We start from the raw sequence: 26,551 nt of genomic DNA on the forward strand, positions 1-26,551 counted from the left end.
ACATTAATCCCATTCCAGAGCACCTTTGGTCCACTCGTAAATAAAACCAACGACAAGGATGCCTAGAAAAATCATCATGGCGACAAAGCCGAACATGCCGATCTCATTCAACACCACCGCCCATGGAAACAGGAAGGCGATTTCCAGATCGAACAGAATGAACAAGATGGCAACCAGGTAATAGCGTACGTCAAACTTCATGCGCGCATCTTCGAATGCCTCGAAACCGCACTCGTAGGGTGACAGTTTTTCGCTATCGGGTCGATTGGGCGCGAACAACCAGCCAAGCGCCATGGGCACCACACCTACAGCAAGACCAATCAGAATGAATAGCAGAATAGGAAAATAATTTTCGAGCATCGGTATTATCAAAAAATAAAGGACTAGAAATCAGGTTACCATTTATGCTCTACGCATCTGTTTACCCTGATTCTCAGCCCATAATTGGTGCCGACGGCGAGACTCGAACTCGCACAGCTTTCGCCACCGCCCCCTCAAGACGGCGTGTCTACCAATTTCACCACGTCGGCGACTTAGCTTGAGTTCTAGTCAGAGGCGTAATTCTGTTAGAACGTAGCTTTAATTAATTGTTCAATTAACTCATCAGAAAAGTTATTTTGGTATTTCTGTGGCCTTGGAAGCTTCGCCTTCAGCGGGAGCTGCCGGGGCCGGCTGTACCGGCTTGGCTGATTGAACCGGCACCGCTTTGTCCATAACCCCGCCCCCTTCGGTCTTGTGGCTGGAAAGATAGGTAAGCCCGAGACTGGTGATGAAAAACACTGCTGCCAGCGCCCCTGTCGTCCTGCTTAGAAAATTTGCGGAGCCGCTGGCGCCAAATAAACTCCCCGACGAGCCGCTGCCAAAAGCGGCTCCCATATCGGCACCTTTACCATGTTGCAACAAAACCAGAACAATTACCGTAATGGCCGATAGTACATGTACTACCCAAATGAGTGTTTCCAACGCCTACTCCAAAATGAGTTAATTATTTGCCGCCCGGCAGATCGCGATGAATTCATCGGCAACAAGCGAGGCGCCACCAATCAATCCCCCGTCAATATCCGGCATGGCGAATAGCTCCTCGGCGTTATTTGCCTTGACACTGCCGCCATAAAGAATCTTCAGACCTGCAGCCACTTCGGGACTGTGAGCGGCGATCCTATCGCGAATAAAAGCATGCACCTCCTGGGCCTGGCCGGGCGTGGCGGTTTTCCCGGTCCCTATAGCCCATACCGGCTCATAGGCCAATACCGATTTGGCCAGCGCATTGATACCCACCGATTCAATTATCGTGTCCAGTTGCTCCGCCACCACTTTCTCGGTAATGGCAGCCTCGCGCTGATCCAGCGTTTCACCCACACATAGGATGGGGATCAAGCCGGCCACCTGGGCCGCTTTGAACTTGAGCGCCACCGTATGACTATCTTCACCATACAATGCGCGCCGTTCCGAATGACCAGCAATGACATAATGACAGCCGAAGTCCATCAACATGGCGGCCGACACCTCGCCCGTATAAGCGCCTTTGTCATGCTGGCTTACATTCTGGGCACCCCACTGGATATGCGTGTCCCGGAGCAATGTTTGCGCCTGGTAGAGGTAAGGATAAGGCACACATACCGCGAAACCGGCTTTATGCAGCGCCGCCGTCCCGGCAACGATTGCGCCCAGCAAGTCCCGATTCTGTACCATTCCGCCATGCATTTTCCAGTTGCCCGCAACCAGTTTCGAACGCATAGCCATCATCACCGCCTTTGTCCTTGAAAGCTGCGAATGTTACCTGTGAATGGGTACCGGGTCAATCAGGGGACAGGGGATATTGCCTGGAATAAAGGCTCGAAAATACTAAAAACGTGGATGAGAATAGAATAACCGGGATGCAGGGTGTTGATCCCTTTTGATTCGCTCGATATTCACCTTTTATTTGGGTGAGTCCTCCGGATTCAGGTTTAACCAAAACGACCGGTAATATAATCTTCCGTCTGTTTATTTTTGGGTTTGATGAAAATGGTGTCGGTAACATCAAATTCGATAATCTCGCCCAGATACATATAGGCCGTGTAATCCGATACACGCGCCGCCTGCTGCATATTATGGGTAACGATGAGAATCGTAACCTTATCTTTCAGGTCGGCGATAAGCTCCTCAATGCTGGCGGTAGCGATAGGATCGAGCGCCGAAGTCGGTTCATCAAATAAGAGAATTTCAGGATCCGTGGCGAGCGCCCGGGCGATGCACAAACGTTGCTGCTGACCACCCGAGAGATTGTAAGCAAGCTGTTTCAAGCGATCTTTGACTTCATCCCATAATGCTGCGTCGCGCAATGCTTCTTCCACTTTCTCATCCAACACCGCGCGCTGCCTTACTCCCCGCACCCGCAGGCCATAGGCAACATTCTCGTAGATGGATTTTGGAAATGGATTAGGTTTCTGAAATACCATGCTCACACGCATTCGTACTTCGATCGGATCCACGTTACGGGAAAGAATATTGACATTGTCGGGGTGCAAGATAATCTCGCCCACATAACGATTCCCTGGATAAAGATCGTGCATGCGGTTGAAGCAGCGAAGATAGGTGGATTTGCCACAACCTGACGGACCGATCAATGCGGTGACCTGTTTTTCATACAGCGTCATGTTAATGTTTTTGAGCGCGTTAAATGCGCCATAATAAAAACTTAAATCCCTGACTTCGGATTTGCATGGAATCGGTGTGACATCCACAACGGGGTTGTCTCGCGTGGAATTCTCTACCATTTGATATTTTTACGCATGCGATAGCGCAGGTAGATGGCGAGTGCATTCATAGTGAGCGTCATCACCACCAGAACCAGTCCCGCTGCCGCTGCATTGGCCTGAAATTCTTCTTCTGGCCGCGATACCCAGTTGAACATCTGGATCGGCATCACAGTGAATGGCGCCATTAGCCATTCCAATGACAAAAATGGAAATTCCGACTTTATTGGGGACGGCGGGAGAAAGGCGATAAAAGTCAATGCGCCAATGGTGATAATGGGCGCTGTTTCTCCGATCGCACGAGCAAGGCCGATGATGACACCCGTTAAAATACCCGCTGCGGAATAAGGAAGCAGGTGGTCAGAAACGGTTTGCCATTTGGTTGCGCCAAGTGCATACGCGCCCTCGCGAATGGCCACAGGAATCGAACGTATGGCCTCGCGGGTTGCAACAATCACCACCGGCAGGATCAATAATGCCAGAGCCAGGCCCGCCGACAGGATACTCTGGCCGAACCCCAATTGGTGCACGAACAGGCTCAACGCCAACAGTCCATAGATAATGGATGGCACGCCGGCCAGATTGGTCACATTAATTTCAATGATCTCGGTGATGAGATTTTTCGATGCATACTCTTCCAGATAAATGCCTGCTCCGATACCCATCGGCACGGCCGCTATCGCTGTTACCACCATGACCAGAGTGGTTCCGACCCAAGCGGATAATATACCCGCTGAACCCGCACGGCGCGAGGGGAAAGAACTAAAAAAATCCCATGACAAGCGCGGCATTCCGTCGATAAGCATGTGGGAGAATAATGCCATGAATGTCAATACCGCTATCATTAGCACAAATACCCCGATAACCACAAAAATCAGATCCCAAAGCTTATGACGTGCAATGACGGCACGAATCTCATTTAGGTTTTTTTCATCTCTCATCAACCGGATCCGAGAAAAATCAGTGAGGTGTTTTCATTGAGGGACCGCAAATCAAGCGGCAGAATAACTGGCTGGTTAACTAAAATACGTAATTACCATAAAGACTCAATAAATCTCGCGATAACGCTTGCGCAGCATGTGACCAAGAATATTGAATATGAGTGTTAATAACAGCAGGGTAAGTCCGGCGGCAAAAATGGTCTGATAGCCAATGCTGCCATGGGGCAGATCGCCCAAGCTGACCTGCACGATATAAGCAGTAATTGTAGCCGCCGGCTCCATTGGATTCCACGTGAGATTTGGCTGCATGCCAGCAGCCACGGCCACCACCATGGTCTCTCCCACGGCACGGGAGATACCGAGAATATAGGCTGCGGCAATGCCGGAAAAAGCTGCGGGCATCACGACCCGAATGGCGGTCTGAAGTCTCGTGGCGCCCATCGCATAGGAACCTTCGCGCAGGTGCATCGGCACCGCCCGCATTGCATCTTCCGCCATGGAACTAACATAGGGAATAATCATGATGCCCATCACCAGACCGGCGGAAAGCAGACTGAAGCCGGGTAACTGAGGAAAAATTTTTTGCAGCAGGGGTGTGACGAACAGTAGCGCAAAATAACCGTAAACCACCGTTGGCACGCCGCCCAGCAACTCAAGAAATGGCTTGGCGATTTCGCGCACCGCAAATGGCGCAAATTCCGAAAGATATATGGCGGTTATGGTCCCCATGGGAATTGCCACCGCTAGTGCCACGGCAGAGCTTACGACCGTCCCGGAAATCAGCGGAAGTATGCCGTAGTGCGCATCGTCAAACAGCGGGGTCCATTGGGTATCGGTTAGAAAATCCCAGAGCGAAACATGTTCGAAGAATACAACCGACTCTTTGATCAGCATCACCACGATGGCTAGCGTAATTGCAACTGAAACAAACGCCATCAGAAATAGCGTGGCTTCAATAAAACGTTCACCCAGGTGGCGACTGTAACTATACCCAAGTTTTCCGGGCTGATGAGTATCGGTGGGAGACTGCACGGTCACAGACAAATGCCTTCGGAAGAAGAGGGTTTCTTGAGGAGGCTAAATATTACGACGGATATGTTACAGTCTCGTGACATATAGGGATAATGCTGGCCCGCAATATCTGCTCGGGAGTTGGTGAATAAGGTCAAATCAAAGAAATAGCCAGGAGATCCATCTTTGACAAAATCCTGAATCTCCTGCCGCCCGATCTATTATTAAAATACTCATGGCAAACGGAATTACTCCGATGGCTCAGGCTATTCACCAAATTCTCTGATTTATTTTGCAATACGTTCGATCAGCAGCATACCGCATGAGTTTGCTGATTTGTTGAGAGACTTCAAGTCGGACTGAATATGACTCCCGTAATCGGATGCATCCGCAGTACCATTAATTCGGATACATGATGGATCCCGGATAAGATAGGATTAACGAGAAGCAGGTAAAATCATATGTGGTCCGCTATACCGGGAAATCGCATCTGGGTTGGCAGTTTAGCTATTAAGCCAGAATACTCTGACAGGCCGAATCACCCCTCCTCTTCATCCTCCTCGTCGTCCTTATCCTTCTTTTCGGGCTTGAGAACCATTTTGCCTTCCTTGCGGCTGGCATTGAGGTCGGTCTCGGCGACTTCCTTGTGCACCAGGTTCTGGTGGCAGTCGATGCAGGTGGCCCCTTCGGTCTCCATCTTCTTGTGCGCGGCCTTGGCATCGGATCCGGGCGGCTGCGGGTTCTTGTGGCATTCGCGGCAGGTGTTGCTGTCCCACTTCTTCAGGTTCATGCGCGCATCGTGCGCCATGATCAGCCTGCGCTCGTTGAATTTCTCCAGCGTGGAGTAGTCGTTGGCAAATTCCAGGTACAGCTCGCGCGCCCCATCCACCACGTGCGTCGCCACCGCCAGGTGGAAGTTCTTGAAGCCCTGCGGGATGTGGCAGTCCTTGCAGCCCGGGTTGGCACCCAGGGCGCCATAGTGGGAGGAGGTCTTGAGTTCTTCCGCCGGATAGGACATGGAGTGGCAGCTGGTGCAGAATTCGGTGGTGGAGACGGCGGCCTCGCCGCCGAATACCACCGCCACCATGACAACCCCCAGGAGCGCACCCGTGAGCAGGGTGCCGCCCGCGCGCATTCCGGCCATCAGTCCTCCGAACCTTTCACGCCCACTTTGGCCTTGGACTGGAAGTCGTCATGGTACTTGAACTTCGGCTCGCCTTCAAAGGTGCCGTCCAGTTTGTAGTGCTCGTGCATGGCCTTGGTGTCCTTGACGTATTTGTTGAAGTCAAAGGTGTATTTCTTGTCCACTTCCGGGGTGAACGGGGTGTACGGTTCCTTGGCGCCCTTCCACGGCGAGCCCTTGTAGTTCAGGTGGCAGGCGTTGCAGGATTCTTCAAAGGCGAAGTCCTGCCCGGCATCGGCCAGGGTCGAACGCGGCGCGGTCTTCTTCGATTTCTCGTAGGCCGCTCCCGCCTTGCGGTGGATGCCGCGATACTTGGCACCCGGCCCGTGACAGGATTCGCAGCCCACGCCGCTGGTGAATTTGTTGGGGTCGTCTATGGTGTAGCCGCCTTCCTTGCCCCAGCCGTCAACGTGGCAGCCTACGCAGTCCTTGTCCTTGGTGTAGTCCTTCTTGGGGTCCAGCTTGGCCTTTTTCTTGGCCTCGGCCTTGGTGTTGGGCTTGAGCGAGTCCATGGCCTTGGCGTGAGCGGTCTCGCCCCATGATTCGGCCTGGCTCTTGTGACAGGAACTGCACTTCTTGCGGCCTTCAAACGATTGTGCGGTGGCGCTGCCGGATAGCAGCGCAAACATGGCTGCGGCAGCCAGGGCAAATGTCAGGGAATGGCGCATGGTTTTCTCCTTCGGGGCAAGTATATCCGTTGATAGCTGTTGTTATGTTATAAAAAACCCAGTGATGTCCATACTGTATTTTATGACGGTACTTTATCGCTGGTTGATGTAAACGGGTAGCACCAGTACCATGACTCTTTGTGGTACCACTGGTACCGCTGCGGGAGTCTCATCCGTCAACCAGCCCCCGGATGGCGGGCTGCCCGCTGACGGGGCGGCCCGCCTCAGGAGGCGGGTGAGAGTGCGGGCGGGGCAGCAGGCGCGGGTGTCGCCGGTGATGAAGCGTCAGCATCGAGGGTGCCGGCGGATGTGTCGGCGGGTGCGGCTGCGGTGTCGCCGGTCGAGGGGATTTTGTAGACCCAGTAGCCGCCCTGCTGGTAGATGAGTTGCAGGACGGTGAGGTCCAGCGGCATGGAATTGGTGAAGGGCAGCATCTGGGCCAGGAGGGTGTTGCCGCTTTTATCATCGCGCAGGAAGTAGCCGCGCACCATGCTGTCGGAGAGGGATTGCAGGGTGTAGGTGGCGAAGTTGTTTTCCTGCATCCATTTCTTGAGGTAGCCGATCATGCCGTGCATGTTGCCTTCCATGGGGAAGTGCTTGTAGGTGATGTCGAATTGTTCGGGGCGCATCAGTCCCAGTTTGTAGAGGTCGGTGACGTGGATGACGACGTAGGCTTCGCCATCCGCGCCTTTGCCCGCCAGTTCGCGCAGGATGGCGGCCCCCCGGGCGGGTTCGGCGATGAGGGCGTCGGCAAAGCGCTGGAAGTTGCGGCGCTCGTCGGCCGAGGCCGGCGCCCCCCAGAATTGGTCTTCCTGGTGGCGGATGGAGTCGCTGTAGGGCTGCCAGGGGGCGGGGATGATGAGGGGTTCGCCCAGGTGGGCGGTGAACAGGGTGTCGCGCCCGGTCAGCAGTTTGAGCTGGCGCGAGGTGTCCCACCAGGCCAGGATGCGCGCGTCCTGGCCCGCATATTTGTCGATGGCGGCGGCCAGCGCGGTCAGTTCGGAGAGTTTGCTGTCGAGGGAGATGAGCAGTTCGCTGCTGCGGTTTTCCCAGCTGATGAGGATGGGAGCCATCGCGCCGCGCCGCGCGGTGGTGGCCAGGGCGACGGGGTCGTTCACGCCCTCGGCGTGGATTTCATACTGGGCGACGGTGAGGTCCGGCCAGGGGTCGAGGCCCAGTTGGCTGAATTGGGCGATGCCGCCTTCCTTGACCTGGGTATAGCGGTAGGGGGCGGGCGCCGGGTTGAACCAGAGCCAGGCAAACCAGGCGAGTAAAAGCAATCCTCCCGTCACCAGGAGGATGCCCAGTGACGGGAGGAGTTTAGTTCCCAGTCCGCCCCGCGCCGGCTGGGCGCGGGAGGGGGAGGGAGTCGAGGCGGATGAGGCGGTCAATGCCCGCTTTTTTCGCGCCGGCGCCAGCCAGCCAGCGCGAGGGTGCCAGCCAGCAGCATGCCGCCGCCCAGGCCGCCCAGCGAGAGCTTGTCATCCTTGCTGTCGAGGTCCAGCAGGCTGGTGCGGCGTGATTCCATCTTGGCTACCCGGGCCTGCAGCGCCGCCATTTCGCGTATCTTGGTGTTTTCGTCCATGATTTCGACGTAGGCGCGGTTCATCGGGCCCCACCCTTCGGTGTAGGTCCAGCCGCCCGGGTTGACGTGGGCCAGGCCTACGTGCAGTTTGGGCAGGTCGTTTTCTCCCATTTCCAGCGCCTTGAGTTCGATCGCCGCGGGGTTGTTGTCCTTGGACCAGTAGAGCTGGGTGAAGCCGGCGAACATTTCCTTGTCCGGTGCCATCGGCGCCGGACGGTTGGTCTTCTGTCCGGTGAGCAGGCCGTCCTTGTAGAGGTTCTCGGCGACTGCATGCGCTTCCTTGAATTTGGCCAGGCCGTGCAGGGTGCCTTTGTCCATGAATTCCAGGTAGGAGCGGGCAAAACGCTCGGAGTGACACTGGGTGCAGGTCTTGACCCAGGAGTCCAGCCGCGCTTCCGACCATTCGCTGTTGATGTTCTCGGCTATGCCGGGCACGGCCGGGTAGTTGGCCCAGCGTATCTTGCGCGTGACGTTGTGGCTGTACTTGCCTTCATATTCGAAGTGGCACCCCGCGCAGGTCGGGGCGGTCTGGCCACCCTTGGCGTAGGCGTCCTTGAGCGAGACTTCCCAGTTCCATTTGTCGCCCATCATCGATACGATCTTGCCGTGCTTGCTCATGGAGTAAGCTTCCCAGTTGTTGTGGTCCACCCCGCTGTGGCAGGTGGCGCACGCTTCGGGCTTGCGCGATTCGGCCGCGGAGAATTCGTGCCGGGTATGGCAGGAGTCGCATTTGTTCTGGTTGGTGTGGCACATGCTGCAGCCTTCGGCTATCTCGCGCTGCGGCATGGCGGCAAATACCGCAACTTCTACGTTGGCTTTCCAGTCCAGCGCATGCGAGGGACGTCCCTGCGGCCATTGCTTGTTCGGCCATACCATGGTGTCGCGCTCGGATTCGCGTTCGGCAAATTCCTGCAGGTGGCAGGTGCCGCATACGTCAGCCGTGGGCATGCGAAGGTCGGTCATGTGGTCGGCCTTCTTCTTGGTGTTGATGTCGACGTGACAGTCGATACACCCCACTTCCTTCAGCTTTTCGTTCGCGCCCAGCCGGTTCATGGAGCGAAGGTTCTTCTCCACGTCTTCCAGCTTGGCTTTCTTGTAGTAGATCGGGCTGTCCGGCTTCAGGTTGCGGATCTTGTCCAGGTTGGCATGCGTGCTCTTCTTCCACGCATTCACCCATACCGGCGATTCGTCCGTGTGACACTTGACGCATTCCTGACGCTCCGCCACTTCCTTCATCGAGGTCGGCGGCTTGTAGAAGGAGGCAGGGTCCATGTACATGCTGTACGGCACCGGCTCCCAGTACTTGGCCAGCGTCCCCCGCCCAGCCCCTTGCGCCGGGTCCTTGTAGCGCTTGGTCACCGCTTCATGCAATTCCTTGGGCGTGGCCGTTTGTTCCAGATTCAGCGCTTTGTACGTCTCTTTCGGGACGCTGGGATAGTTCGCCCATGACGACGCCGCCAGCAGCGCCCCGCATGTCAGCGTGATGAGCCTCAGCCCAAGCTTCACTACCATCTCTCTTCTCCTTTTTTCCGTGGTCCAGCAAGCACCACATATTCGACTACGGCAAGTATAAATGCCCCGAAAATATCCCCATGGTCTTCTCCGCCCTGCTGGGGCGAGGACATCTATTCTGTTTTTATATTAAACAATTTTATTGCGCCCGTACTTTATCTCTGGTTTATGTAAACAGGTAGCACCAGTGGTACTACTCTTTCTGGTACCACGACCATCGATTCAACCACTCCATATAATCAACCACCCGCATGTGAGCGCGGGAACTCTTTTTTTCCCTTATCATTTAAGGGGTTTAATACATGAGCGAAAGCCGCCCGACGTTCCCGCGTATCATCTACTTCATTACCAGCCAGAATACCAGGCTCGCGAGCACACCGATCAGCGCGATACAGACAGTAAGCAGAAGCTTTATCCGGACTCGAAATACTTCAATGGCTTCGACTACGAGTGCGTTCTGTTCGGCAAGCGACTTGATTAACTCGGTAGATGATTTTTGTTCATCATTCAATTCAACCAGCCTTGCCTCTAACAGACGAACCCGTTTATCCAGGCTGGCGAAACTGCTGCTGGCCGTTGAAATGGAAGATTCCGCTGAAGATTCTGCGGAAGACTCCGCAAAAGCGCTCGCGTCAGCCTTTGTTGCCGAAAAGAGACGTTTTGCCGCCTTGACGATATGTGGCGCCGACTCCAGCACATCCGCCCATGGAATAATCTTCAGGGCTGTCATCCAGCCGATTGCCATGTTTAAGCCTCCCTATCTCGAATATATCTGATATGAACGCGCTGTATAAACCGCATGCGGCGGCTGGCTGCTTATTTCTTAATTTGGCACGCCATGATCCGCACTCGGTTTTCTGAGCACCGGGTTCACTTCAGGGATTCGAAACTTACATCCTTGCCAATACTGCGGCCACGGTGTCACCCATTGCGGCAGGAGTCGGGCAGATAGTGATACCCAGTTCTTTCAGCATAGCCACTTTCTCCGCGGCGCTTTCGCCGGCCGATGAAATAATCGCGCCGGCATGTCCCATGCGACGACCTTCCGGTGCGGTTAGGCCCGCAATGTAGGCAATTAACGGCTTGCTCATATGTTCTTTGGCAAAAATACCCGCCTCAACCTCCTGTGGTCCGCCAATTTCACCGATCATGATTACTGCCTTGGTTTCAACATCCTCTTCAAATTTTTCAAGAATATCACGGTGCGAACTGCCGATAATCGGATCCCCGCCAATACCTACCGAGGTTGATATGCCAATACCCAATATTCTCATCTGATCAGCAGCTTCATAGCCCAGCGTACCGGAACGGCCAACAACACCAACATTCCCCTGCATATAAATATGCCCGGGCATGATTCCCAGCATCGCGCGTCCCGGACTGATCGTACCGGCGCAGTTCGGGCCGGTCAGGACCATTCTTTCCTGGACAGGCAAGCGGCGCAGAAAGTTCTTGACCGTCATCATATCCTGAGTGGGAATGCCATCGGTAATCGCCACGCAGTATTTAATGCCGGCGTCAGCGGCTTCCATAATCGAATCCGCCGCGAACGCCGGCGGAACAAATACGATGCTGGCTTCCGCTCCGACCTGTCGTACAGCTTCTTTTACTGTATTGAATACCGGCAGATCCAGGTGCCGCTGGCCGCCCTTGCCCGGGGTAACCCCCCCCACGACATTGGACCCATAACGGATCATGTCCTGCGCATGGAAGGTACCGATTTTCCCGGTGAAACCTTGAATGATGATACGCGTACTCTCGCTAACCAGGATTGCCATCTATTTTCCTTTGTTTTCTTTCACAACAACTTCATCGCGAGCCCGGACAACTTTATCAGCCGCCTCCGCCAGCGTGTTCGCGGTAATAATGGGCAAGCCGCTCTCCGTGAGGATCCGCTGTCCTTCCTCAACATTTGTGCCTGATAACCGCACAACCAGCGGGATGCTCATATCAATATTCCTTACTGCATGCACGACCCCTTCTGCGATCCAATCACAACGATTAATTCCGGCAAATATATTGACCAGCATTGCCTTGACACCTTCGTCAGCCAGTACCAGGCGAAATGCCTTTTCCGTACGCTCCGCGGATGCACCACCGCCAACGTCAAGAAAGTTCGCAGGCTCACCGCCAGCGAGCTTGATCATATCCATGGTGGCCATGGCCAGGCCTGCGCCGTTAATCATGCAGCCGATATCGCCATCCAGGCCCACATAACTCAGGCCGTGGTCTGCAGCCGCCACCTCTCGGGAATCTCCCTGGGTCTTATCCCGCAACTCGGCAATTTCATGACGACGAAACAGAGCATTGTCATCAAAACTCATTTTGGCATCCAGTATGATTAATTCGCCGCTACTGGTGACAACCAATGGATTGATTTCCACCATATTTGCATCAAGGTCGCGCAGCGCGCGATAACAGCCTTTTATGGTCCTGACGGCATGAATGAGTTGCGTAGTCTCCAGCCCCAATGAAAATGCCATCTCACGCGCCTGATAGTCCTGGAGGCCGACAGCGGGTTCAATATAAATTTTTTTGACTGCGCCGGGATCTGTTTCAGCCAATTCCTCAATATCCATTCCACCCTGGGCGGAACCGACCATGACGATACGTTCGGAGCTTCGATCAATCAAAAAGCAGAGATACAATTCCTTGGCAATATCCGTTCCCGCTTCGATATACACTCTCGAACATGTTTTACCCGCCGGCCCGGTTTGATGGGTAATCAAATTTTTTCCCAACAGTTCTTCTGCGGCCGCTTCGACTTCGTCATGAGTGTTGCAGATCCTGATACCGCCCGCTTTACCGCGCGCTCCGGAATGAATCTGCGCCTTTACCACCCAGACATTCCCTTCGATCTCTCTGGCACGCTGGACACTTTCTTCGGGGCTGTAAGCCAAACCACCTTCTGCGATCTTAACGCCATATTTTGTCAGAATCTCTTTTGCCTGATACTCGTGAATGTCCAATACATCACCTTAGCTGTTTAAAGAATAAAAAAATTACTTGAACCTTCACCGCGGAAACGGATGATAAGCCGGATAATCAATGCCGTATTTGCAATTACATGCATTTTTGTATTTGTATTGGCAACGGCATTCCTTCGCAATGTGCGTAATGCGTCGCTCATCCGCGTCGACAACCGTGACTGGCGGAAAGGCTGCGAAAGACCGGCGTTTCCTGGAAGCCGCTAAAATATCAATATCAGGTTCTCGCAGCGATGGCCTCCGCCATCTTAACTACGTTATTGGCCATTCTTGCCGACGCGGCATCAATCAACCGGCCATCCAGCGCGGCCGCTCCCTTTCCGTGAGCGGCCGCCTCCGCTAACGCAGCCAGAATACGATGGGCTTTTTCAATCTCCGCCGCAGGGGGTGTGAATACATCATTTGCGAGGGCAATTTGTGAAGGATGGATAGCCCACTTGCCTTCACAGCCCAAGGCAGCGGCTCTTTTAGCCGCCAGATTATAACCATCGGGATCCTTGATGTCGCCAAAGGGCCCGTCAATGGGCCGTAAGCCATAGGCCCGGCATGCAACTGTCATACGACTGATGGCGGCATGCCACTGATCACCCGGATAATCCGGATTGAGTCCGCCAATGTTCGTTGTCCTGGCACGATTACTGGCGGCGTAGTCGGCTACACCGAAATGCAGGGCTTCGAGACGGCCCGATCCGCCATTGCGGGCAATGTCCTCTACATTAGCCATACCCAAGGCGGTTTCAATCAACGCTTCAATACCGATTCTGTTCTTCAGTCCTTGCTGCATTTCCAGCTGATTCAACATGGCTTCAACCATATATACATCAGCATAAACCCCTACTTTCGGAATCAAAATGGTATCCAGTCTCTGACCTGCCTGTTCCACCAGATCAACTACGTCGCGAACCATGAACTGTGTATCCAGACCATTGATACGCACCGAGACTGTTACACCATGACCCTTCCAATCAAGATCATTAAGCGCTTCAATAACATTTTTACGTGCCTTTATTTTGTCATCGGGAGCAACTGCATCTTCAAGATCAAGAAAAATAAAATCTGCGCCGCTATTCATCGCTTTCTCAAACATACCCGGATTCGATCCCGGAACAGCCAGTTCGCAGCGCTGCACACGTAGGACGGAAGCTTCATATAATGTGTGACTCATTTTCTCCTTCCTGATTTAAACAATTTACGGACCCGAATTTTGATTTCCCAAGCATGGACCAAGAAAAATGACAACCCGGCATTTTATTAAATAACCCGCCATTCTACTTTTGAAGACGGCAATGTCAATTTTTTACATTATGGGAACACCCAGACGCCTATCGGATTTAAAGAAGATCGGCCGCGAAACTTTGATTCTCCCAGCCTAGTTAATCTTTCAATCCTCTATTTCCCCCAGAACTCCGCCAGAATAGTCATTTCCGCACATGGATGCGCAACGTTAATTTATTTTCCGTGGTGCTGCTGAATGTAAACGTCCTCAAAGGAAATTTTTTTAGCGAATCGCAGGAGCCGGATAGGTATTCGATCAATGCCGTTAATTATTAGATTTATGAATCGATCTATAAAATAACGTGACAAGGTACATCCAATCTCTGTTGATGCGATTACGTGGCGGATTCCCTCCCCAGTCTTGTTTCTCGAACCGAGTTATCTTTACCTTTGAATTAATTACGCAAACGAGGATTAGTGGCCGTACAGACGGTGCCGAGAAAATAGTGAAAACTATCAAGCAATTAATAGTGACAGCAAGCAAACCCGGCAATAATAGCCGATCGGTTAAGGGCAACCAGTTTTTATGATCATTGTCTGATTAATAACGTTGGGAAGATGAATAATGACGTTTATAATCGAGAAGAAGCTGGATTCATTCCCACAAATTCTCTCAAGAATGTTGGATTCTCGTGGGAATGGAGTGAGATTGATAGACACCGACCTTGAAACATGCCGCCTATCTATGCAAATAGCTTACACCCCTACTTCACTCCCACGGCAGAGCCTTATTTTCGAGGGGTACAATACAATCTAACGCGGCATATTTATGACAAAGAAGAGATTAAGCGATTGACTGATCACTTCAGCCCCTGATGACATCATCTCCAACCCAATGCGCATATTTCTCGCAGGCTGTTTGAAACGAAGCCAAGGAGCCATAGAATGTCAAACAAGTCATCCTACGCACGCTTGCAGACACGCATCGACGCCTCTCTGCGGCCTTTATTAATCCATGGCCTGAAAGGCATCGAGAAGGAAAGCCTGCGCATCACCCGCGAGGGCGCCATCTCGCAGCTGCCCCACCCGCGCCGGCTCGGGGCCGCATTGACGCATCCGCATATCACTACTGATTATTCCGAGGCGCTATTGGAATTGATCACGCCGGCATTGCCGGATGGAAACGAGATGCTGGGTTTTCTGACCCACCTGCATCAATACGTCTGTGCCAACCTCGGTGATGAACTGTTGCTGGCAGGCAGCATGCCTATCGGCGATTTGCGGGACCCGGCAATTCCCATCGCCGAATATGGTTCGTCCAATGTGGGAAGGATGAAGCATATCTACCGGCAGGGTTTGAGCTACCGCTACGGCCGTTGCATGCAGGTCATCGCCGGAATCCATTTCAATTACTCGCTTCCTGAGCCATTCTGGCCGCAATACCAGCATTCCATGAAACATGCCGGCGATCTGCGATCATTCACGACGCAGGCTTATATGCGAATGATCAGAAACCTGCAGCGCTATGGCTGGCTTATCCTGTATTTATCCGGCTCGTCCCCGGCGGTCGGCAAGAGCTTCGTCGATAGCCGCAATTCCCTTTATTCCGGTACGTTGCAGCAATTCGATGAGACTTCATATTACAAACCCTTTGCCACTTCCTTGAGGATGAGCGAGATCGGCTATTTGAATCCCGTTCAATCGATGTTTCATGTTTCCTTTAACAGTCTCGATGAATATATTCGGGATTTGGGCAGGGCAACAACGATACCTTATCTCGGATATGAAAGAATCGGGGCGAAGGTGGGCGATCAGTACCGGCAGTTGAATACCCATTTCCTGCAAATCGAGAACGAGTATTACACTTCGGTGCGGCCGAAACAGCCGGCGCAATCCGGCGAGAGGCCGTTGCAGGCGCTGGGAAGCCGGGGGATTCAATATGTTGAAATACGCTCCGTGGATGTGGATATGTTTGAACCCGCGGGCATTGCGATCGAAACCACGCGCTTTCTTGAAGCACTGGGTCTTTTCTGTCTATTCCAGCCCAATGCGGGGCATGACTTGAAGCAGCATGACGAGATCAGTCATAACGCATTGTCTGTGGCCAATCGCGGCAGAGAGCCGGGACTGAAGCTGTTAAACGACGGACGGGAAATCCCGCTGCAGCAATGGGCGTTGAGGCTGTGCGAGCAGATGCGGGAGATCTGTGAGATCCTGGACAACGGCCATGCCGATAAACCCTACACCCGCGCATTGCACCGGCAGATCGAAGCGATTCGCCATCCCGAGTTGACGGCTTCAGCCAGGGTGCTGGCGGCCATGCGCGCGCAAAAGATGTCGATTACCGAGCTGGTATTGCAGAAGTCCCTTGAATATACCCGTTATTTCCAGGATGCCGCACTGGATGCCGCGGTAGGGAGGAGTTTTGATCTCCACGTCGCCGCTTCGCTGGCGCAACAGGATCAGATCGATGCCACGGATGAGATCCCCCTCAACGAATACCTGGACAATTATTTCTCTCAGGACCCCTCCCCCAGCATCATTCATTCACAGGACACACCTCCAGAGATACCTGATGGTTTTCTCAAAACCCGGAATTAGCGGTTATCTTTACGAACGATTTTACGGTGTTTGTCGTTTCTGATACTTTGATACGGCACGATTGTGATCCGCCAGATTGTCGGAAAAATGCGATTCCCCATTCCCTTTTGCGACAAAGTAAAGAGCCTTGGTTTTAGCAGGATTCAACGCTGCCTGAATCGAGGCCAGTCCCGGCATGGCGATGGGGGTGGGGGGCAAGCCGCCACGCATGTATGTATTGTATTCTTGATCAGTCAAAAGATCCTTTTTACGCAGATTGCCGTCAAATTTTTTACCCAGACCATAAATAACAGCCGGATCAGTTTGCAGCAACATGCCTAATCGCAACCGGTTGATGAATACGCCTGCCACCATCGTGCGATCGCTTTCCCTGCCGGTTTCTTTTTCAACGATGGAAGCCAGGATCAAAGCCTGGTAGGGATCTGTCAGTGGCAAATCCGCGGCGCGTTCGGCCCAGGCCGAATGGAGATGGTTTTGCATCGCATGGTAAGCACGTCTCAATATTGCGGTGTCGCTGCTGCCGCGGGCAAAAAAATAGGTATCGGGGAAAAATAATCCTTCCGCTGGCGTTTCGCCTGCGCCGATCAAGCGCAGGATTTCCTTGTCACTCAGGTGGGTAGTGTCGTGCCGGACGGCTGGATGCTCGTCCAGGATTTGTCTAAGCTGTGAAAAAGTCCAGCCTTCGATGAATCTGATCTCACTTTGATTGACGTCGCCTTTGGTGATACGCTCCAGCAATTGCAGGGATGAAGTACTCCCCCCAATTTCATAGTCTCCGGCCTTGAGGGAAGATGCGAGACCCATCACCCGCGACAACAGGACAAAGGACCAGACGTCCTGCAAAACACCTGCATCGGCTAATTGCTTTGCAACACTTCTCAAGCTGCTGCCAGGTTCGATGGAAAACTCGTAGGGAACAACGGGAAGCCGAACGGGTTTGTTGATCTCATAGACAAACCATCCAGCAAACAAGATCGCCCCGGCCAGTACAAGGAGAATAATCCGTTTTAGCGTCCGCATGCGCTACAACGACAGGTTAAATCCTGCGAAAGATCAGCGTACCGTTTGTGCCACCAAAGCCAAATGAATTTGACATCGCCACGTCGATCTTCATTTCTCGCGCGATATTGGGAACGTAATCCAGATCGCATGCGGGATCCTGGTCAAAAATATTGATGGTGGGCGGAGAAATCTGATGATGTACCGCCAAGGCGGAGAATATTGCCTCCACCCCGCCTGCTGCACCCAGCAAATGTCCCGTCATGGATTTTGTGGAATTCACCACAAGTTTCTTCGCATGCTCACCAAAACAGCGCTTCACCGCGATGGTTTCTGCGATGTCACCCAGCGGAGTGGAAGTACCGTGAGCATTGATGTAATCCACCGCGGCGGTCTCTAATCCAGCATTTCTGAGCGCATTGGTCATGCAACGTGCGGCACCCTCACCATCTTCAGAGGGCGCGGTCATGTGATAGGCATCGGCGCTCATGCCAAATCCGGCGAGCTCGGCATAAATTTTCGCTCCCCGGCGCTTGGCATGCTCCAATTCCTCCAGCACCAGAACCCCCGCTCCCTCACCCAGCACAAAGCCATCCCGGCCTTTATCCCACGGCCGGCTGGCGGTAGCGGGCTCATCATTTCGAACCGACAACGCCCGGGCCGACGCAAAGCCGCCAATAGCGAGCGGGGTCACGCAGGACTCGGCGCCACCCGCAACCATTACATCCACATCACCGTATTCGATCAGACGTGCCGAGTCGCCAATGCAATGAGTCGCAGTGGTACACGCGGTGACAATCGCGAGATTCGGCCCCTTGAACCCGAACATGATGGACAGGTTACCGGCAATCATGTTGATGATGGTACTGGGAATGAAGAAAGGCGAGATCTTGCGCGGACCACCCGCGTGATAAGTGTCATGGGTATTCTCGATCATCGATAAGCCCCCGATTCCGGAGCCGATATTGACACCGATACGCTCGGCATCTAGATGCGTACCGGCTATCTCCCCGATACCTGCATCCTTGACCGCCTGGATTGCCGCAGCCATGCCATAGTGGATAAAAATATCCATTCGGCGCGCATCTTTAGCAGAAAGATAGTTCGTGACATTGAAATCCTTGACCTCACCGGCAATCTGGGACGCAAATGCGGAAGCATCGAAACGGGTAATACGGGTAACACCCGATTTTCCCGCGACAACATTCGCCCACGCATCCGGAACAGTGTTTCCGATGGGCGAAATAATACCTAGACCGGTAATGACTACCCTACGCTTGGACAAAGCGACTCCGAGTGGGAATGCGTTTAAAGCAGGAATTAGTTAGAGTGAGAATTGATGTAATCAATGGCCTGTTGAACGGTATTTATTTTCTCTGCCTGCTCATCGGGAATTTCGCACTTGAATTCTTCTTCCAGCGCCATGACCAGTTCTACGGTATCGAGTGAATCAGCGCCCAGATCATCCACGAAGGACGATTCGTTCTTGACATCCGCCTCATTCACTCCCAGTTGCTCAGCTACGATTTTTTTTATACGCTGCTCTACATTTTCCATCTAGATACCTCTTCTCCGGTAAGAAAAACGCCGTCATTCTAGCAAGTTTTTGGTATTAATAAAATCAGAACACTATCAACCATAAAATGAATAACCAGAAGGCACCCGACAGGGCGAGCCATCCTGCTTAAAGTACGTGCCGTTAATCCATATACATGCCGCCATTTACGTGAAGCGTGGCACCGGTAATGTATCCCGCGTCCGGTGAAGCAATAAACGCAACTGCTGAAGCGATCTCCCTGGGCTGCGCCAATCTGCCCAGCGGTACATGCTGGATCAAGTCCTGATGCTGTTTGCCGGTAAGTGCGCGTGTCATGTCGGTCTCTACGAAACCCGGTGCGATGCAGTTGACCGTAATGTTGCGGCTGCCCACTTCACGCGCCAAAGATTTACTGAAGCCAAATATCCCGGCTTTGGCCGCGGCATAATTAGCCTGTCCCATATTGCCTGTAGCGCCCACCACCGACGAAATGTTGATGATGCGTCCGTACCTTGCTTTCATCATGGCCCGCAGCACCGCGCGGCTCAATCGGAAAACTGATTTAAGATCAGTTTCCATGATTTCATCCCACTCTTCGTCTTTCATACGGACGAGTAAATTGTCCCGCGTAATACCGGCGTTATTCACCAGTATTGCGACATCACCAAATTCCTGGCGTACCGTATTAAGCACGTTTTCAATCTGAACTACATTATTTACGTTCAGCATCATGCCGACACCCTTAACGCCTGCCTCTTTCAGGTAACGGCTGATGGTCTGGGCGCCATCTTCGGTGGTGGCGGTCCCAATCATGGTGGCACCTTGCCTGCCGAGTTCAAGCGCGATCGCCTGTCCGATACCCCGGCTGGCGCCGGTTACGAACGCTATTTGATTTTGCAGCATCATCCTCCAGTTTTGTTCAATACGAATCAACCTGCGCGACAAACGCCCGGCTTCTTCATCCTACATTAATACGGCCGCAGCATGCTGAAGTGCAATGCCATCCGTCAGTGCAAAACTCTGCACATTTCCATCTATACGCTTGTTAAGTCCCGACAGCACCTTGCCTGGGCCGCATTCCATCACATGAAGAACACCCGCTGCGGCAAAGGAGCGAATAGTTTCTGTCCATCGCACTGGCTCGCATAATTGCCGCACCAGAATTTTCTTTATTTCAGCAGGCTCATCGTGCTGTTGCACATCCGCATTGTGCAATACCGGGATCTTTGGCCGCATGAGCGTCACCAGCTCCAACTTTTGTTGCATTTTCTCGGCTGCTTCACTCATCAAAGAGCAATGTGAGGGCACACTCACTGGTAACATCAATGTTCGTTTTGCACCCTTCGACGCCGCCAGTTCCATGCCGCGCATCACCGCATTTCTATGTCCCGCGATTACGATCTGGCCAGGCGAATTAAAGTTTGCCGGTTCCAGCAATTCCCCGTCAGAAGCATCCGTGACTTGCTTACATACCGCGCGCACCAGCTCATCCTCAAGTCCGAGGATCGCAGCCATGGCCCCCACGCCTTCCGGGACCGCCAGTTGCATCGCCTCTGCCCGAAAACGCACCAGTGACAAGGCATCGGCAAAAGCCAAAACTCCCGAGGCTACCAATGCAGTGTATTCGCCGAGGCTATGCCCCGCCATAAAAAACGGTTTCGCATCTCCTCCCAGGCTTTCCCAAGCGCGATATACCGCAACACCCGCCATTAACATCAGCGGCTGGGTGTTAACTGTCAAATTGACCTTATCAGCCGGGCCATCTTCGGCCACTGCCCAGAAATCCTGCCCGAGAATATCGGATGCTTCGGCAAAGGTTTTGCGCACAATGGGAAAATCGGCGTATCCATTCATCATTCCCACCGATTGGGAACCCTGACCAGGAAACACGCATGCAAATCTTATGGGAACCGACATTGACGTTCCGTCTTTAATCGAACAGATAGAAAAACTGATAATCCACTGATAACAGGCCGCAAACAGATGCTTGAGGAATCATTTATCCTAAATCTGGCAGTTGGGCGAGATGAAGTGCGCACTTTTGAGGTGCAGGCATTGCAACGCAGCCATGCATCGTAAAAACCGTGCGATCCGCTGCGAGCAAATTCCCCCGCATAGGCGAAGATCAGGGAGCATAAGAAATTTTCGTGGATCATGGAGAGCGGCCAGCCGCGGGATTTAGGTTTATTGACCAGCTTATTCATGAATGCTCGTGCTTTACCAGCGAATCAGCACCGATCCCCAGGTAAATCCCCCTCCTACGCCCTCCAGCAGCACATGCTGACCGGATTTAATGCGTCCGTCACGTACGGCTGCATCCAGCGCCAGGGGAATGGAGGCTGCGGAAGTATTACCTTGCCGGTCCAGGGTAACAACTACTTTTTCCATCGAAATCCCCAACTTCCTGGCAGTGGAGACGATAATACGGATATTGGCCTGATGCGGAATCAACCAATCAATATCGGATACCTGCAGATTATTCTCAGCCAGCGCTTCATATACCACTTCTTCCAATACCTTTATTGCAAATTTGAAAACCGTATTACCTTCCATCGTAACGAATGGCGTGCCCTGCACCTTGCCGCCGCAGATACTCCCGGGCACCGCGAGGATTTTGCTGTGGCTGCCGTCAGCATGCAGATGACTTGAAAGTACTCCAGGCTGGTCACTCCGGGTCAGTATGACGGCGCCAGCGCCGTCACCGAATAGCACACAAGTGGTGCGATCAGTCCAGTCGAGTATACGCGAATAGATTTCGGTACCAACCACCAGTGCGGTGCGGCATTTTCCGGCGCGAATAAACATGTCCGCCGTGGCAAGCGCATAGATGAAACCGCTACATACCGCCTGCACATCAAATACCGGGCAACCCTTGGCCCCGAGCTTATCCTGCAAAATGCAGGCAGTGCTGGGGAAAATCACATCCGGCGTGGTAGTGGCAACAATGATCAGATCGATATCCGCAGCCGTCACACCCGCCGCCTCCATTGCTTCACGGCTCGCGTTGAGTGCCAGATCACTAGCCATTTGATTGTCCGCTGCGATGCGACGCTCCGCGATACCGGTGCGAGTACGTATCCACTCATCGCTGGTATCCACCATGCGCTCAAGGTCATGGTTTGTGAGAATCTTTTCCGGCAGATAACTGCCTGTCCCCACAATCCTGGAATACATCATGTCGGACGCTCCTCCGGCATGGGTTGGGAATATGAAGACGAATTTTCCGGCTGATGCGGCAATCCCGCCACGCGTTCACTCAGGCGGCGCAGCATCCCGCCGCGCACTTCATCCACTGCGCGCGCAATGGCGAAAGCGAATGCATAACTGTCCGCCGCGCCGTGGCTCTTGATGACAATGCCACGCAACCCCAGCAAGCTCGCACCATTGTATTGACGGTGATCCACTCGTCGCTTGAATGCCTTGATGACCGGCAAGGCGATGAGTCCCGCGAATTTCGTGAGAGGATTTCGCCTGAATTCTTCACGCAAGTAAGTGGAAAGCATCTGTGCTACCCCTTCCGACGTTTTTAAGGCAACATTGCCGACGAAGCCATCACATACAACCACGTCAGTTGTCCCTTTATAAATGTCATCACCTTCGATATTGCCGTAAAAATTAAGTCCGCTGTCCCGCAGCAATTCCGCAGCCTGTTTCACGACTTCATTGCCTTTAATCTCTTCCTCACCAATATTCAGCAAACCAATGCTTGGCCTCTTTTTATTTTCCACGGAAGATACCAAGGTAGCCCCCATGACACCGAATTGCAGCAGGTGCTCGGCGCTGCAATCCACGTTGGCGCCCAGATCAAGCACATAAGTGCGTCCCCGTATCGTAGGCAACACCACTGCGAGTGCTGGCCGGTCAATGCCTGGGAGCATCTTCAATACAAAACGTGAAGTTGCTATCAGCGCACCCGTGTTACCAGCACTCACACAAGCTTGGGCTTCCCCGCTTTTCACGAGATCAAGCGCAACCCGCATCGAGGAATTTTTTTTATTACGTAACGCCAGGGCGGGAGACTCATCCATACCTACGACCTCGCTCGCGGCATGAACTCTAAGTCGCGGACCGGGTGCAAATTTGATGGCACGCAATTCTGACTCGATGGCGTCGGGCAATCCCACCAGAATAATGTCCGTCCCGGGATTATGACGGAGATAATCGACGACTGCGGGAACCGTCACATGAGGGCCGTGATCGCCGCCCATGCAGTCTATGGCTACGGTAATATCCAATATTGACGCCTTTGAGACCGGGATAAGCCGGAATTTCGATGTCCCCGGAACAATGGGGCGAAATTTTAATCTTCCTTGGTCTTGACGACTTTCCTGCCGCGATAATAACCGTTGGGACTGATGTGGTGACGCAAATGGACTTCACCGGTTTTAGAGTCCACCGTCAATGGTGAACTGGTCAAAAAATCATGCGAGCGGTGCATACCGCGCTTGGATGGAGATTTTTTGTTTTGTTGGACTGCCATGGGGTGTTACTCCTTAAGTAAATTTCAATGCAGCTTTTTCAGTTGCGCCAGCGCAGAAAATGGAGATTTTTCGCCGGCTGTATCTCCGCCGCCGGCTTTGATGATCGCACATTCGCTCTCCACGTGACGCGGCGAAATCGGCAGGCTCAGGATAATTTCATCTTCAATCAACGCCAGAACGTCCATGCCGGACCCCGCCAGAATAACATCGGTCGATTCGTCTTCATCGAAACGGCAGAGTTCGCTTTCATTACTTGCCAGCAATAGATCCGTCCTCAAATCCAGCACGTGCTTGATTTCCCCGAGACAACGCTGGCACCGGAGGTTTATGGATCCCTGAACAGTGATACGCAAAACCGGTTTGGCAGTCTTGTCCAGAGTGCCGGCAACGGTATACTTCAACTCGCCGCAATTGCCAAGCAGATAATCCTGCAAGCGCCCAAGCCCGGCAATTGAGATTTTACCATGATGCACGCCATCATTACGGGCAAAATCGATGGCATCCACGATGAGCTGTTCTGGCATAAATGGAATCTTTATAAAATCAAATTACACACACCCGGCATTGTCTCGCGAGCCAGATTGCGGGCCGCCTGCCTACCGTACTGCGTGCCTTCAATTGATAAATCAACGCATTTAGTATTAGAATCCCGGAGTTTCCCGTACGGCGCGCATAATATATTTTTTGCCTCCGGGTGTCAAAATCCATCTAACAGCAAACTTGAAAACACAACAAATCGCTCAACGACTTATATTGGGATCCAGCTCTATTTATCGCCATGAACTACTCAAACGCCTGCAAGTTCCGTTTGAGGTATTTAGCCCGGAAATTGACGAAACTCCCCTGACAGACGAGATTCCCGAAGCCACCGCCCTTCGCCTGGCTGCAGCAAAGACCCGTGCGGTTGCGGCCACCTACCCGGATGCGCTCATTATAGGCGCCGATCAAGTAGCGGTGCTGGAAGGCATCCAGCTCGGCAAACCCTTGAACCGTGTCAATGCAACCAGGCAATTACAATTCGTTCGCGGGAAAGAAGTTGTATTTCATACAGCTTTGAGTCTTTTCAATGCTCGCAGTGGCAACATGCAGATACGACTCATTCCTTCCCATGTCAAGTTTCGCAAATTAAGCAATCAGCAAATCGACAACTATCTCGATAAAGAACAGCCGTATCACTGCGCGGGAAGCGCCAAGGCCGAGGGACTGGGTATTGCATTGATCGAACGCATGGTGAGCGATGACCCCAGTGCGCTGATTGGCTTGCCGCTGATCGCCCTAGTGGAGATGCTGGCATATGAAGGTGTGGGTATAGTGTGAACCCCGGTACGCTCTATCTCATTCCCACCCCGCTTGGCGGGGGTGATATTGCCTGGATGATCCCCGCCGCCGTAAGGCACTGCATAGCGGGACTTGGCCACTATGTTGTCGAGCACCCAAAAACCGCCAGGCAATTTTTGAACCAGATTGGCTGTATCCTGCCGTTACAGCAAATCAGCATGCAAGTGTTGAATGAGCATACTCAGACCAAAGAACTGGCGAGCCTGCTTGGACCACTGCTTGCGGGAAATGATGTCGGATTATTGTCTGAAGCGGGCTGCCCCGCTGTCGCCGACCCTGGTGCGGGACTGGTACGCCTTGCTCATCAAAAGAATCTTCGAGTGGTGCCGCTGGTGGGGCCATCTTCCATACTGCTGGCACTGATGGCATCGGGATTGAATGGCCAGCGCTTCGTGTTTCACGGCTACCTCCCGATAGAAAAAAGTAAACGTGTCAAGACAATCGTTGAGCTGGAAAGAGACTCGATAGCCCGCGATCAGACCCAGATATTCATTGAGACCCCCTACCGCAATCAAAAACTGCTGGAATCCCTTCTTTTCACCTGTCACGATGATACTGTTCTCTGCATCGCGTGCAATCTCACGCTGGCAAGCGAATATATTTCAACCAGGACAGTCAAGGAGTGGAAAGGCACGCTGCCCGATCTCGATAACAAGCCTGCCATTTTTTTGCTGCAAGGTTAGCCAGGAATCCTTGGTGAGGCGTATAACCGGAAAATTTGCGGTTTTTTCAAGAATTCCCGGATAAATCGGGATTTATTACCGCAATCCCCAGCCGCTTCCGGTACTAATCAACGTATCCGCCATTACCGCCCCAAAGCGTTTGGCAAAACGCTCGGCAAACCCCTCCCTGGCCGTATAATCCACGATGTGTTCAGCCTTGATAATTTCGCGCGCCACATATTCGGCACTCCCCATGGCGTCGGCAAGTCCGAGATCGATACTTTTCTGGCCAGTCCAGACAATGCCGCTGAATATCTCCGGTACATCCTTCAAACGCTTTCCCCTGCCTTGCCGGACCACCTGAATAAACTGCTCATGGACGTCACCCAGCATTTCCTTGGCATATTCCTCCTGCTCAGTATTGGGCGGCGAGAAGGGATCAAGAAAACCCTTGTTTTTTCCCGCCGTGATCAATCGGCGCTCGACACCCAGCTTTTCCATTGCACCGGTGAAACCAAAACCATTCATCAGCACGCCGATGGAACCGACGATACTGGCCTTATCCACATAAATCTTGTCAGCCGCGGCAGCGACATAATAGCCACCGGAGGCGCAAACATCCTCGACGACGGCATAAAGTGGAATTTGAGGATATTCTGCGCGCAAGCGACGGATTTCGTCGTTGATATATCCCGCCTGCACGGGACTGCCGCCAGGGCTGTTGATACGCAGAATCACACCCTGCGTTTTCTTATCCTTGAACGCATTCTGTAGGCCCGCGTTGACATTATCCGCGCTGCCAATACTGTCGGGCGAGATTACGCCACGCAGTTCGACCAAGGCGGTATGCTTACCGGAGATAGACATTTCTTTGTCATCCAGCCATCCCAATCCAAAAAACAAAAGCATAAACAGATAGATAAATGTCAGGGACTTGAAAAATATGCCCCATTGCCGTACCTTGCGCTGCTCCTGCACGGAAGAGAGCAAAAGTTTCTCAAGTACCTGCTTGTCCCAGTTTTCATTGCGATTATCAGAATCCGCCATGGTTCATTCATCCTTCCAGTAAAGTAGGCAGCAAACCCTTATAGGC

General features: G+C 52.9%; 27 protein-coding genes and 1 tRNA gene. 3 read left to right on the plus strand and 25 right to left on the minus strand.

Annotated features, from left to right (window positions below; genetic code table 11):
- Positions 1-3 precede the first annotated feature (3 nt).
- The 15 genes from EBAPG3_RS12515 to EBAPG3_RS12585 form a co-directional block, all read right to left on the minus strand.
- Positions 4-360 (minus strand): NADH-quinone oxidoreductase subunit A, encoded by a 357-nt coding sequence (locus EBAPG3_RS12515; protein WP_004179112.1) that lies wholly within the window; start codon positions 358-360, stop codon positions 4-6.
- An 85-nt stretch (positions 361-445) separates the two neighbouring features.
- Positions 446-530, minus strand: a tRNA-Leu gene (locus tag EBAPG3_RS12520).
- An 82-nt stretch (positions 531-612) separates the two neighbouring features.
- Entirely contained in the window at positions 613-963 is a 351-nt protein-coding gene (secG, locus tag EBAPG3_RS12525) for a preprotein translocase subunit SecG (RefSeq protein WP_004179110.1), read from the minus strand.
- A gap of 18 nt (positions 964-981) precedes the next feature.
- Complete coding sequence (gene tpiA / locus EBAPG3_RS12530) at positions 982-1,737, minus strand: triose-phosphate isomerase (RefSeq protein WP_004179109.1); 756 nt, start codon at positions 1,735-1,737, stop codon at positions 982-984.
- A 212-nt stretch (positions 1,738-1,949) separates the two neighbouring features.
- Positions 1,950-2,759 (minus strand): phosphate ABC transporter ATP-binding protein PstB, encoded by an 810-nt coding sequence (gene pstB, locus EBAPG3_RS12535; RefSeq protein WP_004179108.1) that lies wholly within the window; start codon positions 2,757-2,759, stop codon positions 1,950-1,952.
- Complete coding sequence (gene pstA / locus EBAPG3_RS12540) at positions 2,753-3,679, minus strand: phosphate ABC transporter permease PstA (RefSeq protein ID WP_004179106.1); 927 nt, start codon at positions 3,677-3,679, stop codon at positions 2,753-2,755. The genes pstB and pstA overlap by 7 nt, the downstream gene beginning before the upstream one ends.
- A gap of 105 nt (positions 3,680-3,784) precedes the next feature.
- Positions 3,785-4,717: a phosphate ABC transporter permease subunit PstC gene (gene pstC, locus EBAPG3_RS12545; protein WP_004179104.1), complete on the minus strand. Its 933-nt coding sequence runs from the start codon at positions 4,715-4,717 to the stop codon at positions 3,785-3,787.
- 511 nt (positions 4,718-5,228) lie between these two features.
- A complete protein-coding gene (locus EBAPG3_RS12550; protein WP_085921931.1) occupies positions 5,229-5,834 on the minus strand; it encodes a NapC/NirT family cytochrome c in 606 nt (201 codons plus the stop codon).
- Positions 5,834-6,541, minus strand: coding sequence for a cytochrome c-550 CycA (gene cycA, locus EBAPG3_RS12555; protein WP_085921901.1), 708 nt, complete (start codon positions 6,539-6,541; stop codon positions 5,834-5,836). Before cycA ends, EBAPG3_RS12550 begins: the two co-directional genes overlap by 1 nt.
- Before the next feature lie 224 nt (positions 6,542-6,765).
- Positions 6,766-7,932 (minus strand): hydroxylamine oxidation protein HaoB, encoded by a 1,167-nt coding sequence (gene haoB / locus EBAPG3_RS12560; protein WP_227869213.1) that lies wholly within the window; start codon positions 7,930-7,932, stop codon positions 6,766-6,768.
- Positions 7,929-9,638: a multiheme c-type cytochrome gene (locus tag EBAPG3_RS12565; RefSeq protein ID WP_085921899.1), complete on the minus strand. Its 1,710-nt coding sequence runs from the start codon at positions 9,636-9,638 to the stop codon at positions 7,929-7,931. The genes haoB and EBAPG3_RS12565 overlap by 4 nt, the downstream gene beginning before the upstream one ends.
- A gap of 337 nt (positions 9,639-9,975) precedes the next feature.
- A complete protein-coding gene (locus EBAPG3_RS12570; protein ID WP_085922039.1) occupies positions 9,976-10,383 on the minus strand; it encodes a hypothetical protein in 408 nt (135 codons plus the stop codon).
- A gap of 145 nt (positions 10,384-10,528) precedes the next feature.
- Entirely contained in the window at positions 10,529-11,416 is an 888-nt protein-coding gene (sucD, locus tag EBAPG3_RS12575; protein WP_085922040.1) for a succinate--CoA ligase subunit alpha, read from the minus strand.
- The gene (locus EBAPG3_RS12580; protein ID WP_085922041.1) at positions 11,417-12,607 is read right to left on the minus strand and encodes a malate--CoA ligase subunit beta; all 1,191 of its coding nucleotides are present in this window, start codon (positions 12,605-12,607) and stop codon (positions 11,417-11,419) included.
- 235 nt (positions 12,608-12,842) lie between these two features.
- On the minus strand, positions 12,843-13,790 hold the full coding sequence (locus EBAPG3_RS12585) for an HpcH/HpaI aldolase/citrate lyase family protein (protein WP_085922042.1): 948 nt from the start codon (positions 13,788-13,790) through the stop codon (positions 12,843-12,845).
- A gap of 995 nt (positions 13,791-14,785) precedes the next feature.
- Here EBAPG3_RS12585 and gshA point away from each other — a divergent pair.
- The gene (gene gshA, locus EBAPG3_RS12590; protein WP_085922043.1) at positions 14,786-16,441 is read left to right on the plus strand and encodes a glutamate--cysteine ligase; all 1,656 of its coding nucleotides are present in this window, start codon (positions 14,786-14,788) and stop codon (positions 16,439-16,441) included.
- A 21-nt stretch (positions 16,442-16,462) separates the two neighbouring features.
- Here the strand turns inward: gshA and mltG are convergent, their stop codons facing one another.
- The 9 genes from mltG to EBAPG3_RS12635 all read right to left on the minus strand — a co-directional run bounded on the left by mltG (position 16,463) and on the right by EBAPG3_RS12635 (position 23,982).
- On the minus strand, positions 16,463-17,461 hold the full coding sequence (gene mltG / locus EBAPG3_RS12595; protein ID WP_004177215.1) for an endolytic transglycosylase MltG: 999 nt from the start codon (positions 17,459-17,461) through the stop codon (positions 16,463-16,465).
- A gap of 16 nt (positions 17,462-17,477) precedes the next feature.
- Complete coding sequence (gene fabF / locus EBAPG3_RS12600; RefSeq protein ID WP_004177214.1) at positions 17,478-18,725, minus strand: beta-ketoacyl-ACP synthase II; 1,248 nt, start codon at positions 18,723-18,725, stop codon at positions 17,478-17,480.
- A 35-nt stretch (positions 18,726-18,760) separates the two neighbouring features.
- Positions 18,761-18,997 carry an acyl carrier protein gene (gene acpP / locus EBAPG3_RS12605; protein WP_004177211.1) on the minus strand — a complete coding sequence of 79 codons (237 nt, stop codon included), beginning with the start codon at positions 18,995-18,997 and terminating at the stop codon, positions 18,761-18,763.
- Positions 18,998-19,139: 142 nt separating this feature from the next.
- Entirely contained in the window at positions 19,140-19,883 is a 744-nt protein-coding gene (gene fabG / locus EBAPG3_RS12610; RefSeq protein ID WP_040852037.1) for a 3-oxoacyl-ACP reductase FabG, read from the minus strand.
- Positions 19,884-19,940: 57 nt separating this feature from the next.
- Entirely contained in the window at positions 19,941-20,882 is a 942-nt protein-coding gene (gene fabD / locus EBAPG3_RS12615) for an ACP S-malonyltransferase (RefSeq protein WP_040852051.1), read from the minus strand.
- Positions 20,883-21,194: 312 nt separating this feature from the next.
- Positions 21,195-22,154, minus strand: coding sequence for a beta-ketoacyl-ACP synthase III (locus EBAPG3_RS12620; RefSeq protein ID WP_004177205.1), 960 nt, complete (start codon positions 22,152-22,154; stop codon positions 21,195-21,197).
- Positions 22,151-23,212 (minus strand): phosphate acyltransferase PlsX, encoded by a 1,062-nt coding sequence (plsX, locus tag EBAPG3_RS12625; protein WP_004177203.1) that lies wholly within the window; start codon positions 23,210-23,212, stop codon positions 22,151-22,153. The genes EBAPG3_RS12620 and plsX overlap by 4 nt, the downstream gene beginning before the upstream one ends.
- 65 nt (positions 23,213-23,277) lie before the next feature.
- The gene (rpmF, locus tag EBAPG3_RS12630) at positions 23,278-23,457 is read right to left on the minus strand and encodes a 50S ribosomal protein L32 (protein ID WP_004177201.1); all 180 of its coding nucleotides are present in this window, start codon (positions 23,455-23,457) and stop codon (positions 23,278-23,280) included.
- Between the two features lie 24 nt (positions 23,458-23,481).
- Positions 23,482-23,982, minus strand: coding sequence for a YceD family protein (locus EBAPG3_RS12635; protein WP_004177200.1), 501 nt, complete (start codon positions 23,980-23,982; stop codon positions 23,482-23,484).
- Positions 23,983-24,178: 196 nt separating this feature from the next.
- Here EBAPG3_RS12635 and EBAPG3_RS12640 point away from each other — a divergent pair, with 196 nt between their 5' ends.
- Together EBAPG3_RS12640 and EBAPG3_RS12645 are read left to right on the plus strand one after the other, a co-directional pair.
- Positions 24,179-24,775: a Maf family nucleotide pyrophosphatase gene (locus EBAPG3_RS12640; RefSeq protein ID WP_004177198.1), complete on the plus strand. Its 597-nt coding sequence runs from the start codon at positions 24,179-24,181 to the stop codon at positions 24,773-24,775.
- The gene (locus EBAPG3_RS12645; protein ID WP_004177196.1) at positions 24,772-25,479 is read left to right on the plus strand and encodes an SAM-dependent methyltransferase; all 708 of its coding nucleotides are present in this window, start codon (positions 24,772-24,774) and stop codon (positions 25,477-25,479) included. The genes EBAPG3_RS12640 and EBAPG3_RS12645 overlap by 4 nt, the downstream gene beginning before the upstream one ends.
- Before the next feature lie 75 nt (positions 25,480-25,554).
- On the opposite strand, the gene EBAPG3_RS12650 is transcribed toward EBAPG3_RS12645, so the two are convergent.
- Positions 25,555-26,505 carry a S49 family peptidase gene (locus EBAPG3_RS12650; protein ID WP_004177194.1) on the minus strand — a complete coding sequence of 317 codons (951 nt, stop codon included), beginning with the start codon at positions 26,503-26,505 and terminating at the stop codon, positions 25,555-25,557.
- Positions 26,506-26,551 lie beyond the last annotated feature (46 nt).

This window comes from Nitrosospira lacus (genome assembly GCF_000355765.4).
GTDB lineage: Bacteria > Pseudomonadota > Gammaproteobacteria > Burkholderiales > Nitrosomonadaceae > Nitrosospira > Nitrosospira lacus.